Origin of the sequence: Neisseria sp. HMSC075C10 (assembly GCF_001815615.1) — a bacterium.
In the GTDB taxonomy this organism is placed as follows: domain Bacteria; phylum Pseudomonadota; class Gammaproteobacteria; order Burkholderiales; family Neisseriaceae; genus Neisseria; species Neisseria subflava_A.
The window spans coordinates 94,283-113,539 of sequence record NZ_KV821269.1; the positions used below are offsets into that span (position 1 = coordinate 94,283).

Annotated in this window: 16 protein-coding genes; 7 read left to right on the forward strand and 9 right to left on the reverse strand. The window is 49.6% G+C overall.

The genetic code is table 11. The features are described 5' to 3' along the window. Window positions 1-105 precede the first annotated feature (105 nt). The 7 genes from aroB to pilM all read right to left on the reverse strand — a co-directional run bounded on the left by aroB (window position 106) and on the right by pilM (window position 6,954). Window positions 106-1,185 carry a 3-dehydroquinate synthase gene (aroB, locus tag HMPREF3047_RS09345; protein WP_070713647.1) on the reverse strand — a complete coding sequence of 360 codons (1,080 nt, stop codon included), beginning with the start codon at window positions 1,183-1,185 and terminating at the stop codon, window positions 106-108. 22 nt (window positions 1,186-1,207) lie between these two features. Beyond that, window positions 1,208-1,720, reverse strand: coding sequence for a shikimate kinase (locus HMPREF3047_RS09350; protein WP_070713651.1), 513 nt, complete (start codon window positions 1,718-1,720; stop codon window positions 1,208-1,210). Window positions 1,721-1,852: 132 nt separating this feature from the next. Further along, window positions 1,853-3,985 (reverse strand): type IV pilus secretin PilQ, encoded by a 2,133-nt coding sequence (gene pilQ / locus HMPREF3047_RS09355; protein WP_070713654.1) that lies wholly within the window; start codon window positions 3,983-3,985, stop codon window positions 1,853-1,855. A gap of 20 nt (window positions 3,986-4,005) precedes the next feature. After that, window positions 4,006-4,548 carry a pilus assembly protein PilP gene (locus HMPREF3047_RS09360; RefSeq protein ID WP_003684527.1) on the reverse strand — a complete coding sequence of 181 codons (543 nt, stop codon included), beginning with the start codon at window positions 4,546-4,548 and terminating at the stop codon, window positions 4,006-4,008. A 15-nt stretch (window positions 4,549-4,563) separates the two neighbouring features. Further along, window positions 4,564-5,235: a type IV pilus inner membrane component PilO gene (gene pilO / locus HMPREF3047_RS09365; protein WP_070713657.1), complete on the reverse strand. Its 672-nt coding sequence runs from the start codon at window positions 5,233-5,235 to the stop codon at window positions 4,564-4,566. Next, window positions 5,235-5,858 carry a PilN domain-containing protein gene (locus HMPREF3047_RS09370; protein ID WP_070713660.1) on the reverse strand — a complete coding sequence of 208 codons (624 nt, stop codon included), beginning with the start codon at window positions 5,856-5,858 and terminating at the stop codon, window positions 5,235-5,237. The genes pilO and HMPREF3047_RS09370 overlap by 1 nt, the downstream gene beginning before the upstream one ends. A gap of 4 nt (window positions 5,859-5,862) precedes the next feature. Next, complete coding sequence (gene pilM / locus HMPREF3047_RS09375; protein ID WP_070713662.1) at window positions 5,863-6,954, reverse strand: type IV pilus assembly protein PilM; 1,092 nt, start codon at window positions 6,952-6,954, stop codon at window positions 5,863-5,865. Between the two features lie 153 nt (window positions 6,955-7,107). Here pilM and HMPREF3047_RS09380 point away from each other — a divergent pair, with 153 nt between their 5' ends. Beyond that, entirely contained in the window at window positions 7,108-9,504 is a 2,397-nt protein-coding gene (locus HMPREF3047_RS09380) for a penicillin-binding protein 1A (RefSeq protein WP_070713665.1), read from the forward strand. 65 nt (window positions 9,505-9,569) lie between these two features. Further along, window positions 9,570-10,406: a PHP domain-containing protein gene (locus HMPREF3047_RS09385; protein WP_070713669.1), complete on the forward strand. Its 837-nt coding sequence runs from the start codon at window positions 9,570-9,572 to the stop codon at window positions 10,404-10,406. A gap of 168 nt (window positions 10,407-10,574) precedes the next feature. Here HMPREF3047_RS09385 and HMPREF3047_RS09390 read toward each other — a convergent pair whose 3' ends face one another. Next, window positions 10,575-12,014 carry a porin family protein gene (locus HMPREF3047_RS09390; RefSeq protein ID WP_070713673.1) on the reverse strand — a complete coding sequence of 480 codons (1,440 nt, stop codon included), beginning with the start codon at window positions 12,012-12,014 and terminating at the stop codon, window positions 10,575-10,577. Between the two features lie 106 nt (window positions 12,015-12,120). After that, entirely contained in the window at window positions 12,121-12,861 is a 741-nt protein-coding gene (locus tag HMPREF3047_RS09395; protein ID WP_070713675.1) for a Slam-dependent surface lipoprotein, read from the reverse strand. 283 nt (window positions 12,862-13,144) lie between these two features. Between HMPREF3047_RS09395 and HMPREF3047_RS09400 the strand changes: the two genes are divergently transcribed. The 5 genes from HMPREF3047_RS09400 to HMPREF3047_RS09420 all read left to right on the forward strand — a co-directional run bounded on the left by HMPREF3047_RS09400 (window position 13,145) and on the right by HMPREF3047_RS09420 (window position 19,235). Next, the gene (locus HMPREF3047_RS09400) at window positions 13,145-13,987 is read left to right on the forward strand and encodes a class II glutamine amidotransferase (RefSeq protein WP_070713678.1); all 843 of its coding nucleotides are present in this window, start codon (window positions 13,145-13,147) and stop codon (window positions 13,985-13,987) included. Window positions 13,988-14,186: 199 nt separating this feature from the next. Further along, entirely contained in the window at window positions 14,187-14,639 is a 453-nt protein-coding gene (gene nrdR, locus HMPREF3047_RS09405; RefSeq protein ID WP_070584707.1) for a transcriptional regulator NrdR, read from the forward strand. A gap of 14 nt (window positions 14,640-14,653) precedes the next feature. Beyond that, window positions 14,654-15,757, forward strand: a complete 1,104-nt coding sequence (gene ribD, locus HMPREF3047_RS09410; RefSeq protein WP_070713682.1) for a bifunctional diaminohydroxyphosphoribosylaminopyrimidine deaminase/5-amino-6-(5-phosphoribosylamino)uracil reductase RibD — start codon at window positions 14,654-14,656, stop codon at window positions 15,755-15,757. Between the two features lie 573 nt (window positions 15,758-16,330). Continuing rightward, a complete protein-coding gene (locus tag HMPREF3047_RS09415) occupies window positions 16,331-17,638 on the forward strand; it encodes a nucleotide sugar dehydrogenase (protein WP_070713685.1) in 1,308 nt (435 codons plus the stop codon). A 169-nt stretch (window positions 17,639-17,807) separates the two neighbouring features. Continuing rightward, the gene (locus HMPREF3047_RS09420; protein WP_070713687.1) at window positions 17,808-19,235 is read left to right on the forward strand and encodes an oligosaccharide flippase family protein; all 1,428 of its coding nucleotides are present in this window, start codon (window positions 17,808-17,810) and stop codon (window positions 19,233-19,235) included. Window positions 19,236-19,257: the final 22 nt, after the last annotated feature.

Below are 19,257 nucleotides of genomic sequence, written 5' to 3' on the forward strand. Positions count from 1 at the left end.
TATCTAGCTTTAAGCCGATGAATCAAAACGCTTTAAAACCAAAGGCCGTCTGAAAATGACTTTCAGACGGCCTTTTTATATTTTAAAGCAAACCTCATTCATTCCTCACAAATACGGCTGCAAGGTTTGGCGGAGGATTTCCATATCGGTAATTTCAGTAATATTGGCTTTGCCCAAGTATTCCAAACCGACAAAACGCATGATGCCGCTGCTGACTTTTTTGTCGTGGCTCATGTGTTCAATCCATTTTTCAAATGAGAAAACAGGCGGCGCAGACGGGAGGGAGGCGGCTTCCATTAAAGCGGCAATGCGGCCGGTATCGGCCTGTTGGGTTTTGCCCAAAATTTGCGACAAACGGGAAGCGAGGACGCAACCGGCGGCAACGGCTTCGCCGTGCAGCCATACGCCGTAGCCCATTTCGGCTTCGATGGCATGGCCGAAAGTGTGACCGAGATTAAGCCATGCGCGGATGCCCTGCTCGGTTTCGTCTTGGGCAACAATATCGGCCTTCATTTTGCAGCAATGGTAAACGGCTTCTGCCATTTTTTCTTGGTGTTGCGCCATCAGGTCGGCCATATTTTCTTCCAACCAAGCAAAAAATTCGGCATCGCCCAATGCGCCGTATTTAATGACTTCGGCCATACCTGCAGAAAGTTCGCGCTGCGGCAGCGTTTGCAAGGCAGTCAAATCGGCCAGTACGGCTTGTGGCTGGTAGAACGCGCCAATCATGTTTTTACCGAGCGGATGGTTGATGGCGGTTTTACCGCCGACTGAGGAATCGACCTGGCTGAGCAAGGTGGTCGGCACTTGGATAAAAGGTGCGCCGCGCTGATAAGTCGCCGCGGCAAAGCCGACCATATCGCCTATCACGCCGCCGCCCAAAGCGATTAAAGTGGTTTTGCGCTCGGCACGGTTTTGCATCAAGCCATCGTAAATCAGGTTGAGCGTCTGCCAGTTTTTATATTCTTCGCCGTCGGGAAGGATGATGCTGAAATGCGGCACGCCCAGTCTGTCTAAGGCCGTCTGAAGCTGTTTGAGATAAAGCGGCGCAACGGTTTCGTTGGTAATAATGGCTGCTTTTTTGCCCAAATAGGGCTGAAGCAGCGTATCGGCCTGCTCAATCAGTTTATGCCCGATAAAGATGGGGTATTGATGGGACGGGGTTGGGACAGTCAGTGTGCGCATAGTATTCCTGTGCAAAGCGTATTTATTCGCCTAAAGCCTGTATCAGGCGTTTGAGCGTTTTGTGACAGCTGTCGGATTCGATGACGAGATGGGCGGTTTGACGGTACAGCGTATCGCGTTGGTCATACAGCTCTTGCAGTTTGACCAAAGGGTCGGCAACTTGCAACAGCGGCCGGTTGCTGTCGTAACGGGTACGCTCCAGCAAGGTTTCAGGACTGGCATGCAGATAAACAACCGTGCCGTTTTGGCGCAAAATCTGCCTGTTTTCACTGCGTAATACGGAGCCGCCCCCGGTCGATAAAACGATGTTGCGCCGGGAAGCGAGCTTCTTCAGCATATTGGTTTCGCGGTTGCGGAAGCCTTCCTCCCCTTCCATCTCAAAAATGGTCGGAATGGATACGCCCGAAGAAGTGCAGATTTCGTAGTCGCTGTCGTAAAACGGGCATTCAAACATTTGGGCAAGCTGCTTGCCCAAAGTGGTTTTGCCCGCGCCCATCAGCCCGATTAAAATTAAATTGCCGTTGATTTTTTCCATGTGGGTCATTTTATACGATATGGTGGTTTCGTGGAAAAGTTCGTCGTTTTTCAGACGGCCTTTTCATCTCAGGCCGTCTGAAAACCAAAACAGGCATACCTTTGCAGATATGCCTGTTTGTCATTTTAAAAATCAGTAACGCAGATTGTTACCCACATTATCCATGATGCGCGGCGTGATGAAAATCAACAGCTCACGGCGATTTTCACGCTTGCCGCGTGATTTGAACAGATTGCCGACAACAGGAATATCGCCCAAAACAGGGACTTTGTTCACTGCATTGGTGCTTTCTTCTTCGTAAATACCGCCGACAATCAGCGTACCGCCATCTTCAACCATGGCTTGGGTATTCAAGTGTTTGGTGTTGATACACTTGGTTGTCAGAGAATCCACGGTACAGTCGATCGGGGTATCGCGATTAATCTTCACAGTCATGATGATTTGACCGTCAGGCGTAATGTTCGGCGTTACGGTCAAGCCCAAAACGGCTTTCTTGAAGGTAATCGAAGTCGCACCGCTGGAAGAAGCCTCTTGGTAAGGAATTTCCGTACCGGATTCAATTTTGGCTTCTTTGCGGTCTTGTGTCAGCACACGCGGATTGGAAATGGTTTTGCTCTTACCTTGTTCTTCAGACGCGCTGATTTCCAAGCCCAATGCACCGGACGAGAACGCCCGCACCAGCGCAATGCTGTTGACTGCGGCTGCGGTCGGCAGGCTGACGTTCGGATCCAAAGACCAAGTAGGATAGCGGACATCACCACGGTTAAACGAGGCATTGGTATTGTAGTTGGTTTGTGCATTGCTCCAGTTGCTGCCCCATGCGTTACGGCCACTTGCACCACCGGAACCGAATTTAACGCCCAAGTTTCGGAAGAAGGTATCTTCTGCTTCCACAATACGCGCTTCCACCATCACTTGACGGGTTGGAACGTCCAATTCATCGATCAGTTTGCGGAATTTCTCAATCACGCCGCGGTTATCGGTCACGATCAGCGTATTGGTAGCCGGATCGATTAAGGCGCTGCCTCGGTTGCTCAACAGAGTGTTGCGGGTATTGGAATTATTGCTGTCGTATTCTTCCAAACGCAGAATTTTGCGGAATTCTTCCACGTTTTTGTATTTCAACTGGAAGGTTTGAGAATACAGCGGACCCAATTCGGCAATCTCTTTTTCAGCCTGCAAGAAGGCTTTGTCTTTTGCCAACAATTCATCGCGAGGTGCGATATTGATGATGTTGCCTTGACGGCGCATATCCAAATTGCGCGCCTGCATGACCAAATCCAAAGCCTGATCCCAAGGTACATCTTTCAGGGACAGGGTCATGGTGCCTTTGACGGTATCGCTGGCAACAATATTCACGCCGGACTCTTTCGCTAAAATCTGCAAAATGGTACGGACCTCTACATCTTGGAAGTCCAAGGAAATTTTACGGCCTTTAAACGATTTATTCGCATTTTGGTTCAAGCCGCTGGATTCGGTATTGGCGGCTTTAGGCGATACTTCAAATACAAAACGGCCGGAAGAAGCTTTGGTATTGATGTCCCAATTCGCATTATTGTTGCGGATAATGAGCTGGGTAGAATTGCCGATACGTTTGAGCGTAACGTTTTGTACAGGCGTATTGAAGTCAGCCACATCCAAACTGCGTTGCGCTTGTGTCGGCAGCGTATGGTTTTTCAAGGTTACAACCACGCGGTCGCGCTGCTGTTTAATGTCCGGCTGTCCGCTGAAACCCGGGGCGGACAATTCAATAATGCCGGAATTGCGTGCGCCTTTGCGGAAATCGATATTGGCGGCCGAAACGGCTTGATAAGCCTGAGTAGCGCGCGCGGTAGACGGCGTAGCCGCACGTTCATTTGCAACGGCTGCATTGGTTTGGTCAGTAGATTCGTTTACGAATACCCAAACTTCGTTGCCGCGAATCTCAGTATTGTATTGGCTGATTTTGTTCAAACCCAAAACCACGCGTGCGCGGTCATTGTTTTGTGCCGCAGTAATTTGATGCAGCAATGGGTCGGCATATTCCAAAACAGGCTGAGGTAAACGGATATTGGTGTTGGCAAAATCCAATGCAATACGTGCCGGAGTAGATGTTACAAAACCATGAGGTGTAGTGACGTCTTTGTCGAAACGGATTTTGATGATTTTTTGGTTGTCAGGCAAAGTGGAAACGTTGATATCGGTAATATTGCCTGCAAAGGCCGTCTGAACAGCGAGGGCAACGCTGAAGCCGGCAAATAATTTTGTCATGTGCTTGGTTTTCATAATCGAGTGAGACCCCTAAATTAATTTGAATTCGAACTATCGGAGCTATTGGAAGAATCCGCCTCTTTACTGCTCAATGGCAATTCGGCCTTCCGGTACACCCAGTTGCCGTAGCTGTCTTCAACTTGCTCGGTCAAGATAATTTTGTCTTCGGTAATACTTTGGATTCTGCCGTAATTCTGACCGATGTAGTTTCCGGGATAAACGGTATAAACATGGTCGTTGACCTTGATAAATCCGGAAACTTTACCGCCGCTTTGCAGCGTTCCGACAAAGGCCATATTCTCCAAACTGAAGGCTTCCAATGTTTCTTTCGGACGGTTTACATCCGGCGCATTGCCGCCTTTAGGGGCAGTGTCCAAACGGCGTGAATCAAACGCATTCATGCCTTTAAAGTTCGGCGGGCTATACGGCTTAGGCAATGTAACCGTCGGCTCTTCAAACGGAATAATCTTGGATTTTGCTTCCTGACGGGTTTGCGTCATCCATTGAGTCAAATCTTCATAGCTTTGCGTACAGGCTGCCAAGGGAAGAAGACTTAAGAGTAAGATGATTTTTTTCATGATTTCCCTATTCTTTTATTTTTGCTCATTCTCGGCAGGTTTGCCTTCTTCTTGTGCCTGTTGCGCAGCCAATTCGGCAGCAATCTCTTCGGCCGGACGTGCTTTGTAAGTCGTCGCAATCGCGCTCAATGTCAACTCGCCTTTATTGCCTTTGCCTTCTTTATCCTCGCCTGCATTCACGAGTTTCAAAGAATCTAACGTAATAATGCGCGACAAATCGCCTACATCACGGGTAAATTGGCTGATCTGTGAGTATTTGCCTGTGATGGAAATCTGATACGGCAGTTTTTGAATCGGACCATCGTTTTCAGGTTGGAGCGGTGCAACGCTGTCCAAACGCAGTCCGTTGGTTGAACCTGCCTGATGCAGCTCTTGAATCAGGTTCGGAATTTCCGCGTCGGTCGGCAGTTGTTTCAACAACACGTCGAATGCAGAACGGATCGAAGCCAATTCGGCCTTCAGATTATTCAAGCTTGCTGCCTGAATGCTTTTACGCGTAAAGGTTTCCTTCAGCTCTTCTTCTTTGGCTTCCTGCGTATTCAAAGTTTCAATCTGATCTTTAAATACGACGACATAGCCCAAAGCCAACATACCGACAATCAATAAACCTGCCAGCAAAAGTTTTGAAGGCATATTAAGCAGGTACAGGTTTTGTACGTCCAATTGTTTTAGGTTTTTAGATGCCATTATTGAGCCTCCGGAGCAGGTTCGGCTACAGGTTCGGCCACTTCACCGCTGCTTTGGGTAGTCGGTGCAGGAGCCGGCGTATTCACTTGGTTGATTGAAGATTTCAAAGTAAATTCTTGGTAGTTATCTACTTTTTTAATGCTCAACAATTCAGGCTGCAAGAAAATACCTGTACTTGGCAGGGAGCGCATCATAACGGCGATTTTATTGTCGCTGACGGCATGGCCGCTGATTTTATAGCTGGTCGGGCTTTCTGCTTCCAACGCAGTCAAATAAGTATTATCGGGCGTAAGCGCATTCAAAGAATCAAGGATATAGGCCGCTTGATAGCGTTTTTCCTGCAATTCTTCCACTTTCAGCTTCTTGGCCAAGAAGGCTTCTTTTTCTTGCTGAAGTTTATCAATTTCGCCTAATTCCCTATCAAGTCTGTCGATTTCGGTTTGCAAGAAGTTGTTGCGGCCTTCTTGATTGCTGATGGCGCTGTCAATACCGAGATAAGTAGCGGCCGCCAAGCCTAAACCCACTGCAAAAGCACCAAGCATCAATATTTTGAATTGCTGCTGCTTGCGCTGTTTAATTTCTTCCCGATACGGAAGAAGGTTAATTCTGGTTAATTCAATCATGTTCTCAAAGTCCCCTTAATGCCAATCCGAACGCCAAAGTCAGTGACGGCGCATCAATTTGAAACTGCGGCAATTCTACTTTTGCACTGCGTTCCACATATGAAATCGGATGCAGATATTCTGTTGGCGTATTGGTTTGCGAGAAAATGCTTTCTGCCAAACCTGCCTGCTGCGCAGTAAAGCCGGTCAACAGAATGTGTTTGATATTATGAAAAGAATCAGTAGCTTGCGTGGTATAGTAAAATTGCAGAACACGCTGAACTTCCTGCGCAACCTGTACATTAAAACGGTCGGCAATCTGAGACTGGTAGTCGGAAGGCTTGTTTTGAGAAGCCATCATTTGTGCGGCTTTTTCTTCCGTTACCTGATAAGTACGCTGAATCAGCTGATTGAGCTGCTCAGTACTGACCGGCGTTTCTTGTTTGTAGAGGATACGGCCGTTTTGCAGAATCAGGGCATACATTTGCGTTGCATGAATGCCGAACACGGCAACTTTTTCCTCTGCCATTTCGGGAGCATGCGTATTCATCCAATAGACAAAGGCATTACGTTGCGCCAGCAAGTCCAAATCCAAAGCGGACAAAGGCAAGCCCGCATTTTCAAACATTTCAATGCGTGGCTCGACATCGTCTTTTTTGGCGGCAACAGCTAAAACATGCTGGCTTGAACCGACTTCTTCGGCTTGAAAGTCGTAGTTCATCTCTTCAATAGGCGCAAATTGGCCGACTTCCGCCTCGATAAACTCTTCCAAGTCCAAATCGGTATCACGCGGGTTGTAAATAATTTGCTCGACTGTTGCCAAATTTTGTGGCACAGCAGCAACAATATTTTTGCAAGAACTGCGTAATTGTGTGTAAGTATGTTGGATGTAAGTAGCAAGCTGATCGTAGTCTTGAATTTTGTTGCCTTTAACAATATTTTTAGGCAATTTGGTAATAACGTATTTTTCCAGCTGAATTTGGTTTAAACTACGGCCTGTCAGTTGTACCATCTTAATGGCATGTTGACTGATGTCGACGCCGATGGCAGAGCGGTTGTTCAATCCGCTAGAAGCCTTGCCTGTTTTGGTATCTTTCGTGCTTTTAAATAAGCGCATGATTTGACTTCCCTGTATCATTTAGGAGTGAGTAACTGTTTCGTTATCCGTAAAGGACTTCTTATTCTTTACACAGTATTGACTGTGGCTGATAGAAATCGTTTCCCATTTTACTTTATTTATCGCCATTAATGGCAAAATTATTACCTAGTCATGATTAAAAAGATTATAACGACCTGCATGGGTCTCTTATTAGGACTGGCTCTTTTTGGTGTAGGTCTGATTGCAATTGCAATTTTGGTAACCTATCCAAAACTGCCGTCTTTGGACTCTTTACAACACTACAAACCAAAAATGCCGCTGACGATTTATTCTTCAGACGGCCAAGTCATTGGCGTTTACGGCGAACAACGGCGTGAATTTACCAAAATCGGCGACTTCCCGAAAATTTTGAAAGACGCCGTGATTGCCGCCGAAGACAAACGCTTCTACGACCACTGGGGTGTGGACGTTTGGGGCGTGGCGCGCGCCGCAATCGGCAACGTCATGGCCGGCGGCGTTCAATCCGGTGCCAGTACGATTACGCAACAAGTTGCCAAAAACTTCTACCTGAGCAGCGAGCGTTCGTTCACCCGTAAATTCAACGAAGCCCTGCTGGCCTATAAAATCGAGCAGTCTTTAAGCAAAGACAAGATTTTGGAGCTGTACTTCAACCAAATCTATTTGGGTCAACGCGCTTATGGTTTTGCATCTGCAGCCCAAATTTATTTCAACAAAAATGTTAATGAATTAACATTGGCCGAGGCCGCCATGTTGGCCGGCTTGCCTAAAGCACCTTCTGCCTACAACCCGATTGTGAACCCTGAGCGTGCCAAACTGCGTCAGGCTTATATTCTGAACAATATGCTGGAAGAAGGCATGATTACCCTGCAGCAACGCGATCAGGCTTTGAAAGAAGAGTTGCATTACGAGCGTTTTGTACAAAACATCGATCAAAGCGCCCTGTACGTTGCCGAAATGGTGCGTCAAGAGCTGTTTGAGAAATACGGCGAAGATGCCTACACTCAAGGCTTCAAGGTATATACCACCGTCGACACCGCACACCAGCGCGTGGCCACCGAAGCCCTGCGTAAAGTCCTGCGCAATTTCGACCGCGGCAGCAGCTACCGCGGTGCGGAAAACTACATTGACCTGAGCAAAAGCGACAACGTAGAAGAAACCGTCAGCCAATACCTTTCTACACTTTACACCGTCGATAAAATGATTCCGGCAGTTGTATTGGAAGCCTCCCGTAAAGGTGTACAGATTCAGTTGCCGAGCGGCCGTAAAGTGACGCTGAACAGCCACGCTTTAGGCTTTGCCGCCCGTGCCGTCAACAACGAAAAAATGGGGGATGACCGCATCCGTCGCGGCTCCGTCATTCGCGTTAAAGGCAGCGGCGATACCTTTACCGTCGTTCAAGAGCCTTTGTTGCAAGGCGCATTGGTGTCTTTAGATGCGAAAACCGGTGCAGTCCGTGCATTGGTCGGCGGCTACGACTACCACAGCAAAACCTTCAACCGCGCAACTCAAGCCATGCGCCAACCCGGCTCTACGTTCAAACCGTTCGTTTATTCCGCCGCTTTGGCAAAAGGCATGACTGCTTCCACCATGATTAACGATGCGCCGATTTCCCTGCCGGGCAAAGGTGCAAACGGCAAAGTGTGGAACCCGAAAAATTCAGACGGCCGCTATTCCGGTTACATCACGCTGCGCCAGGCTTTGACCGCTTCGAAAAACATGGTGTCCATCCGCATCCTAATGTCTATCGGTATCGGTTACGCGCAACAATACATCCAACGCTTCGGCTTCAAGCCGTCTGAAATTCCTGCCAGCCTGTCTATGGCTTTGGGTACAGGCGAAACCACGCCGTTGCGTATTGCAGAAGGTTACAGCGTCTTTGCCAACGGCGGTTACAAAGTATCTGCCCACGTCATCGACAAAATCTACGACAGCCAAGGCCGTCTGAGAGCGCAAATGCAACCTTTGGTAGCCGGTGAGAACGCACCTCAGGCCATTGACCCGCGCAACGCCTACATCATGTACAAAATCATGCAGGACGTTGTCCGTGTCGGTACCGCACGCGGTGCAGCCGCACTCGGCCGCTCCGACATCGCCGGTAAAACCGGTACCACCAACGACAACAAAGACGCATGGTTTGTCGGCTTCAACCCTAGCGTTGTGACTGCCGTCTATATCGGCTTTGACAAACCGCGCAGCATGGGTCGTGCAGGTTACGGTGGTACAATCGCCGTACCGGTTTGGGTAGAATACATGCGCTTTGCCCTGAAAGGCACCAGCGTCAAACCGATGAAAGCCCCTGAGGGCGTGGTTTCGAACGGTGGCGAAGTGTATATGCGCGAACGCATGACCACCAGCTCCGACCTGGCCTTGGACAACAGCGGCGTTGCTCCGCATCCCGCTCAATCTGCCCGTCGCGCGGTTCCGAATGAAAACCGCCGCCGAGCCGAGAGCGGCAATGCGCCAGCCCGTGAAGAATTAGACGAAACCCCAGTTCTGCCAAGCAATACCAGCAACAATAACAGACAACAACTGGACTCTCTGTTCTAATGTTCTAAAGCAAGGCCGTCTGAAACGTTCAGACGGCCTTTTTTGAGAAAATTCAAAGCAAAACCATGATTGATTTACACTGCCATTCAACCGTTTCAGACGGCATGTTGTCTCCAACCGAAGTTGTCCGACTCGCCCGTCAAAACGGTTGCACCCTGCTCGCCCTAACCGACCACGACCATACCGGCGGACTTGCCGAAGCACGTGCCGAAGCCGATACCCTCGGCCTCCCCTTCGTCAACGGCGTGGAAATATCCGTCACTTGGCGCGGCCGCACCATCCACGTTGTCGGCTTGGACTTTGACGAACACAACGAAGCCCTGCAAAACCTGCTTTCCGAAGTCCGCAAAGGCCGTCTGAAACGATTGGAAGCCATCGCGGCCAAACTGGAGAAAAAAGACATAACAGGCGCGTATGAAGGCGCACTCGCATTGGCCGCCAACAAAGAAATGGCCAGCCGCACCCACATTGCCGAATTCCTCATCCGCGAAGGCCATGTCAAAAACAAACAGCAGGCATTTACCAAATACCTGGGCGACGGCAAATCCTGTTCCGTCAGACACGAATGGGCCACACTGGAAGACTGTGTAGCCGCGATTACAGGCGCGGGTGGCATGGCCATTATTGCCCACCCGATGCGCTATGAATTATCCGCCACCGCCAAACGAAACCTGTTTCAAGAATTTAAAAATCTCGGCGGCGCAGGAATTGAAGTACACAGCGGCAACTGCTGTAAAAACGACCGCCTCAACTATGCCCTGCTTGCCGACCGCTTCGACTTTCTCGCCAGCGCAGGCAGTGACTTCCACCGCCCCAACGACTTCAGCGGCGGCATACTCGGCGCCTGTCCCGATTTACCCGAACAATGCCGTCCTGTCTGGAAACACTTTAAGGCCGTCTAAATTTTTCTAAATTTTCAAAACGAAAATATAGCCCTACTATTTTTTAAATAACCTGTTTCCATTGAATCACAGTTCAACATTCTTAAAATCAGCGCTTCCATCATCAATCAGGCCGTCTGAAAGATACTTTCAGACGGCCTGTTCATTTTTATTTCTCTTTACCGCAAGTTAAAACGACCTTACCAGCGACAAACCGACTTCGTTTTGTTTGTAGCTGTACAGCCAGTCGGTGTTGCCGTTGACGCGGCGGTGTTTATAGCTGAGGACGGGCTTGAGTCCGGCGAATTTCCAGCGGTCAGCGCCTATGCTGAGGCGGTAGGTTTGTTCTTTGTCGCGGCGGCGTTGTTCGAGGACGGCATTCTCTTCTCTATGGCTGCGGATACCGAAAGTCGCAGAAATCGAAGCATCGAAACCGGCCTCAAATATTTTTGCCGCACCCAACCGTGCAGAAATTTGGCGATAGCTGTCCACAGGATCTTTCGTTTTGCGCTGTTGCCAGTCTATACCGCCGTAGAGCATGAGGTCGTTGCGTGGAAAATAAGACAAGGTGTTGTAAACGGAGAGGAGGCTGCCGTCGAGTAAACGGGTTTTGTCTGCATAAGAAAGGTGTTTCCACTTGGCTTCGGTGTTCCACGTCCAGCCGCCCTTGTCGAGGTTCCACTCACTGCGCACGCCGTAGGCGCGGTTGAGGGTTTTGCCGCCGTTGCCATTCCATTCGACAAGCGGTGCGAGGGCGAAGGTGTGGCGGTGGTTTTCAAACTGGTAGCCTGCGCTGAGGTTGAGCGTGTGTTCGTTGAAGTCTTTATGGTCGCGGTAGAAGCGGCCGTAGCCGAGCGCGCGGGCAGCGATGCCGTGGTGTCCTTTAATCTGCCAGCGGCGGACGGCGGCGGCTTCGTATTTGATGCCGTTGGCGGAAATGGGTTTGTCGCCGGAAAATTCTTCCCAACATTCGCCGTCGATTTCGGTTTTACACCACACTTTGCCGCTGCCTTCGTTGATATTACTGTTGTGGACGGCACCGACAGAAAGGCTGCCCTTCCAGCTTTGACGCTGGTTCAAGGCATCTTGGAAATGGGCGATGTTTTCTTTGACGGCTTCGGGCAAATCTTCGTTTTGAAGGCGTGCAAATTCAGAAGAGGCTTCGCGGTTCAGACGGCCTTCAAAAAGTAGGCGTGCGTAATCAAGCCGTCCGCGCGTGAAGTCGGGATGACGTTGCAACAGGGTTTCGTATTCTTGCTTGGCGGCTTTCCACTTACCTTCGCCTCGTGCAAGAGAAGCGCGGGCAAACGAAGCAATATCGGAATCGTATTCACTTTGCTGGGTATAACGCTCCAGCAGAGGGTGAACGGTTTGCCAATCGCTGCGGTTGACAGCATTAAACAGTGCCTCGCCTTGGTCGGCTTCGGAATCGCTCTCGGCTGTCTGCCCGGTATGCGGAGCAGAAATATCGAGATGATATTCGCGCACTTTTTGTTCCTGCTCCTGCATGGTTTGGCGGGTATCCTGCCACAGGCGTTGTGCGGTGCGGTCGTCTGAAAAATCAGAACGCGGCGCGGCAAGAACTGGGGCGGAGAGAAGCAGAATCAGGCAGGCAGACGGTTTGTACATGGGATCGGCTTTCCGGTCGTAAGTTTCAGACGACCTTGAGAAATTTGGAGGCAAGTGTTTAAAAAAGCCTGCGGATGGCAGGCTTTATTTTACTTAAGGACAGATTTTAGCGTTTTACGCCGCCGAATGCTGTATCCAAGTTGCGGTCGGTCTTAAATTTGGCAACACCGGCCAACGCGCTTGCACCGTTGCCGAAGAAGTGGCCTTCGGTTTTACCGAAGTGGCCGTTGGCGCGGGCGTAGCCTTCAAATGATGCGCTGGATGGTTTGATGCGGGAATGGATGTCCATCTGTACAGCGTTATTTTTCATAGAACCAGTCAAGACGCGTTGACCAAAGTCTGCGCGCAAAGTACCAACCATCGGGTTGTTGCCGGTGTAGTTGTTGATACCTTTAACTGCGTAGTTGGCTACACCGGATACCGGCATAGAGGTAGCGCGTTTGTCGCCAGAGTAGAAAACGCCGCGGTTAGAGCCTTTAGCGTATTCTTTGCCGACCCACTCGCCGTAGTATACTTCAGAGTCACCGCTCTTAATGGTGTTGAACGCATAGCGACCGAGGTTTTGATGGGTGTATGCGTCGTTAACCTGTACGGTTTTCACGCCGTTGCGGTCTGCATTGCCGGGCATACGGTTTACGTTGGTGTAGTACACGCCTGAACGGTAGGCAGCGTGTTTCATCACTTTTTCGCCTTCGGCTTCAGATGCAGGCTTGCCCCATTTTTTGCCGTATTTGTAGTTTTGGTAACCATAATCAAATGGGTTGTAGTAATTGTTGGCGGCAAATGCGCCTGCACTGAACAAAACAGCCAAAACAGCAGCGGTGGTTTTTTGCAGATTCAGTTTCATTGAACACTCCTTGAGGTAAAACGATGGTGGGGAAAATTATGTTTCGTTGTGAGTAGAACATATCGTTATGTGAGGAGGTCTTTTTGTTCTGCAAAGCATTTTATAGGGGAAGTGTTAGCATAGAATTAGTAAATGTCCTAACAATCCCCTATAAAGCGAAATTCTTTATTTTTAATTCGATACAGCCTGTATTACCTACCCAACAATGGCAAAGAATATATTGAAACTGCCTGCCCGATACACCATAATGACCCTATAAATACCCGGAAAAAAGGTTAACGCCATGTGCCAACTGCTCGGCATGAATTGCAACACTCCCACAGACATCATGTTTTCTTTTGAAGGCTTCCGCCGTCGTGGCGGCATTACCGACCACCACGCCGACGGCTTCGGTATCGGCTTTTTTGAAGGCAAAGGCGTGCGCTTGTTTCACGACGACAAGCCCAGCGCCAACTCGCCCGTTGCCGACTTGGTACGCGCCTACCAAATCAAATCTGAAAACGTTATCGCCCATATCCGCAAGGCCTCACAAGGCCAGACCTCATTGGCGAACACTCATCCCTTCATGCGCGAGATGTGGGGCGAATATTGGCTGTTTGCCCACAACGGCCATTTGATTGATTTTTTCCCCGAGCAGGGCGAGTACTACCATGCCGTTGGTTCAACCGATTCCGAACGCGCGTTCTGTTTTATTCTCAACCGCCTGCGCAGCCGCTTTGCCACCAAGCCCGAACCTGAAGTTTTGTTTGATGCCATCGCCGGCCTGACCCATGAAATCCGCCGCTATGGCTTGTTTAATTTCGTGATGTCCAACGGCGACTGCCTGTTTGCCCACGCCAGCACCTTGCTGCACTACATCGTGCGCAAAGCCCCGTTTGGCAAAGCACGCCTGCTGGACGATGATGTGATGGTCGATTTTTCAGAAGTGACCACACCGAACGATAAAGTTTCCGTCATCGCCACCCTGCCCCTGACGCGTGATGAAACTTGGTCGCAATTGGCAGTCAATGAATTGGTGATGTTTCAAGACGGCGATATCGTCCGCAGCGACCGTCCCGAGAATCCGGTTTATATGAGTGCGGAAGAAGGTTTGGAAATCGCCCGTGCCGTCGGCGTATCGGTTTAACGGTTGATTGACTGAAAAACTCAAGGCCGTCTGAAAGGCTCAACTTCTCTCAAGGTGCCCTTTCAGACGGCCTTTTTATACTTAATCCATAGTCAAAGCGTTTACTATACGAAAATAGCGCAATCCGCTACAATAATAGGTCACAAACAATAAATTCAATTGCTTAGCGACCTTGCCGAGCGTATGACAAGGAAACCCGATGAAGTGCCCGTTTTGCCAACACCCCAATACACAAGTAGCCGACTCGCGATGGCTGGAAGACACCAACAGCATCCGTCGCCGTCGCAAATGCTTGGAATGCGGACAACGCTTCAGCACCTTTGAAACCGTTGAAATGCGGATGCCGCAAGTCATCAAATCCAACGGCACACGGGTTCCCTTCAATCCACACAAACTGCAAACCAGCCTTGAGCGCGCGCTGCACAAACGCCCTGTCACACAAGAACAAATCGATGAAACCGTTGCCCTTATCGAGCAACGCCTCTACCGTTTGGGCAAAAAAGAAGTCGCTTCGCGCATCGTCGGAGAAATGGCGATGGAAGAGCTGGCAAAAATCGACCAAGTCGCTTATGTCCGCTTCGCGTCCGTCTATAAAAGCTTTAAAGACGTTTCCGAATTCACCCAAGTCATTGCCGAATGCAAAGCCAAATAAGGTCGTCTGAAACCATGTTTTCCGCACTTGATACCCAAATGATGCAAACCGCCCTCGAGCTGGCCAAGCTTGGGCGGTTTTCTACTTCCCCAAATCCCCGCGTCGGTTGCGTGATTGCACATGGCGCCCAAATCATCGGACAAGGTTTCCACGTCAAAGCAGGCGAGCCGCACGCTGAAGTTCACGCCTTGAGGCAGGCCCAAGCGGCGGCAAAAGGCGCAACAGCCTATGTCACGCTGGAACCTTGCAGCCATTACGGCCGCACACCCCCATGTGCCGAAGCGCTGGTTCATTCCGGCGTAACGCGCGTGGTCGCCGCCATGACCGACCCTAACCCATTGGTCGCAGGCAAAGGCTTATCCATGCTGGAAGCCGCCGGAATCCGTACAGAAAGCGGTTTGTTGGAAGCTCAGGCGCGCGAACTCAACCGCGGTTTCCTGTCGCGTATCGAACGCGGCAGACCATTTATCCGCCTCAAATGCGCCGCCAGTTTGGACGGTAAAACCGCCCTTTCAGACGGCCGCAGCTTTTGGATTACCGGCAAAGCAGCGCGCGAAGACGTACAAATTCTCCGCGCCGAAAGTTGCGCCGTTTTGACCGGTATCGGTACCGTACTTGCCGACAACCCGAAGCTCAACGTCCGCAGCTTCCCCACTCTGCGCCAACCTGCGCGTATCGTCTTGGACAGCCGACTGCAAATCCCTTTGGACTGCCACCTCGTTACCGATACCAACAGCCCGACCGTTATCGTTACCCTTTCCTCAGACGAACAACGTTTGCAGGCTCTAAGTGCATTTGAACATATCCGTATCATCAGGCCGTCTGAACACATCAACGGCCGCATCAATCTTCTTTCCCTCATGCCGCAACTGGCAGAGCTTGGCTTTGGCGAAGTTCTGGTAGAAGCCGGCTCAACACTTGCTTCAGCCTTCCTGAAGGATGACTTGGTGGATGAAATCGTCCTCTACCAAGCGCCGAAACTGTTAGGCGCAGGCAAACCTCTTTTCTCCCTCCCTGAAAATCCGGCCGCCATACTTTCAGACGGCCCTTGGCAAAGTCAATCGGTAGAAATCATCGGGCAGGACATTAAATGGATTCTCCGGAAAAAATCCATCTAATTGCCCCAACTTAATAATTAAACCATTTCAATAGAATCCATATATCATTTATGTAGTAATAAATGTGCTTTTTTCGTCAATATATTACAATGACTATAACGTATTCCAATTTAAAACTTTGACTTGAGTTAACTATCCTCAAGCTGATTGTCTACAAATTTTCCTTTTTTTCATCACGAAAGAATGCATTATTAAGATAAGTTAAACCATGAAAATTTATTAAAAGTTTTTATTCTAGAAGGGTTTTAAACGGCATAAACGGTGGTTTAATTTCATGAACCATGCATTTGACAAAGAGATATTTAAAATTAAAACATTTAGTTGAGTGTAATTTCTAAAAATTCAATATTCAAAAATACCTTTTTCATACCTTACAGGCCGTCTGAACGACCGTTAAACTTTTTTGATTGAGACGAATCAGATAAGTGCTTATGATTCCGTCTAATGTAATTATAAGTATGGTTTTAAGGCTTCACACGATACGGCAGCCGGCTATGGCTATGCGGTTGCAGCAAACAACTCAGGCTTCGGGAAAACACTCCCGATTTACTCATTCATTAAACGAAAGACATCATGAAAAACGTTACGATACAAAAATTTGCCGATAAGACCGCAAAAATCGGCATCGTTGGCTTAGGCTACGTCGGTTTACCACTGATGTTGCGCTATGTGGATATCGGTTACCAAGTTTTGGGGTTCGACATTGACACCAACAAAGTCGACAAGCTCAACAAAGGCGAAAGCTACATTGAGCATATCCCTTCCGACAAAATTGCCGCTGCTTCCAACAGCCTGTTTGAAGCAACGACCGACTTCTCCCGCATTGGCGAAGTAGAAGCCGTCATTTTGTGCGTACCGACTCCGCTGAACAAATACCGTGAGCCGGACATGAGCTTTGTGATTGACACTACCGATGCGGTAAAACCTTACCTGCGCGCCGGTCAAGTGCTGTCTTTAGAATCCACCACCTACCCCGGTACTACCGAAGAAGAATTGCTGCCGCGCATGGAAGAAGGCGGCTTGAAAGTCGGTCAAGACGTGTTCTTAGTTTACTCTCCTGAGCGCGAAGACCCGGGTAACCCTAACTTTGAAACCCGTACCATTCCAAAAGTCATCGGCGGCCATACCCCTGCTTGTTTGGAAGTCGGCCTTGCACTGTACCAACCTGCCATCGATAAAGTTGTTCCAGTAAGCTCCACCAAAGCAGCCGAGCTGACCAAACTTTTGGAAAACATCCACCGCGCCGTAAACATCGGCCTGGTGAACGAGATGAAAATCGTTGCCGACAAAATGGGCATCGACATTCACGAAGTCATCAATGCCGCTGCAACCAAACCGTTCGGCTTCGTTGCTTATTACCCAGGTCCAGGCTTGGGTGGCCACTGTATCCCTATCGACCCGTTCTACCTGACTTGGAAAGCACGCGAATACGGCGTAAACACCCGCTTCATCGAGCTTGCCGGCGAAGTAAACTCCCACATGCCTGACTACGTTATCGAAAAAGTCGGCCTGGCTTTGAATAACCACAACCGTTCTATCAAAGACAGCAAAATCTTGGTATTGGGTATCGCCTACAAGAAAAACGTGGACGATATGCGCGAAAGCCCGTCTGTGGAAGTTATGGACCGCCTGCACAAACTGGGCGCAGTGGTTTCCTACTCTGACCCACACGTTCCAGAGTTCCCGCACATCCCCGGCCACCACTACTTCGACCTGAAGAGCGAAGCGCTGACCCCTGAAACTGTCGCTCAATACGATTGCGTAGTTCTGACCACCGATCACGACAAATTCGACTATGACATGATCACCGAACATGCCAAGCTGATTGTCGATACACGCGGCAAATTCCCAGTGAAAAATCCTAAAGTCATCAAAGCATAATCTTGCTTCAGACGCGTCCGGCTGCCTCCGGTTTCCCCAACTGGGACGGCGGCCGGTTTCCCAAGGCCATTTGTTTTTTCAGACGGCCTTGGCAAACCGGCAACGGTAACAACACATACCTTACGAAAAACGCTCAGCTCGAACTTCTGGCCGTCTGAAAACAAATAATATGAACGCGAAAAAAATCCTCGGCTACGCATTGGGCCCGCTAGGAAGCGCCGCCTTTGGCCTGCTTTCCCTGCCGCTCATCTCATGGTACTTCCCTGCGGAAGACATCGGCCGTATCGTACTCTTGCAGACCATTGCCGGACTGAGCATTCTGCTCTTGGGCTTGGGGCTGGACCAATCCTATATTCGCGACTATTACGCCGTTAAAGACAAGGCTGCGCTGTTCAAATCCGTTTTTTTATCGCCATTGATTCTGACTGTGACGGTTGTGGTTTTAGTGTTGCTGATAAACGCATCATGGCCGTCTGAAATCATTTTCGACATCCCCAGTGCGAATTTGGGGATTCTCTTCCTGATTTTCTTGGCCACCACGCTGATTATCCGTTTTTTAGCCTTGATTTTGCGGATGAAAGAGCAGGCATTGGCTTTTTCCGTCAGCCAGCTTGCGCCGAAATTCTTGATTTTGGTGTTGGTTTTTGCCGTGATTGCTTCCGGCTTGCCTACCAATACTACTTCGCTGGTTTTTACCTACACCGCAGCCCAAGTGCTGACCGTTGTACTGTTGATATATCAGCTGCGCCGAGACCTGCAAGCCGCTTCCCATGCGAAATGGTCGTCCGAGCTGCATCGGGACGGCCTGCGCTACGGCCTGCCGCTGGCATTCGGCAACTTGGCCTATTGGGGCCTGACTTCGATTGACCGCTTTGTCCTCAAAGACATCTCGGGTTTGGACGAATTGGGCATTTATTCGATGGCAGTCAGCTTTGGTGCCGTCGCCCTGATTTTCCAAAGTGTGTTTTCCACCATTTGGGCACCTTTGGTGTTCAAATGGGTAGAAGAAAAAACCAATCTGGACAAAATCGGCGATATCACGCTTTCCATGACCGTCCTCATCAGCGCAATGATTTGCCTCATTGGGATTTTCTCGCCGATGGTGACTTGGATACTGCCGGAAAAATACACGCAGGTTCAATTTATCCTGCTCTCGTGTATGCTCTTTCCCCTGTTTTACACGCTGACCGAAGTCAGCGGCATCGGTTTGAACGTCGTCCGCTCGACTTGGCTGATTACTGTCATCAACATCGTTGCCTTTATCGCCAATACCGCCCTGCTCTATCTGCTGGTACCGAAATTTGGTGCAAAAGGTGCGGCTATGGCCAGCGCAACGGCTTTTTGGCTGTTTTTCATCTTTAAAACCGAATTCTCTTCACGCCTGTGGCAACCTTTGCCGCGCCTGAAGATCTATACCAATTCAACGCTCTGCCTGATGATCTGCCTTGCCTATACTTGGCTGGGTACGCGCGACAACTACATCTGGTTTGCGCTGGCATGGGCAGTCGGGCTGGGTTTCCTGTTCCTAAAATACAAACAAGCACTATTTGCCGCGACCGAAAAAATCAAAGCCAAATTAAACCGTTCGGCAAAATAGCCAACCTGAGATTCATGTCTCT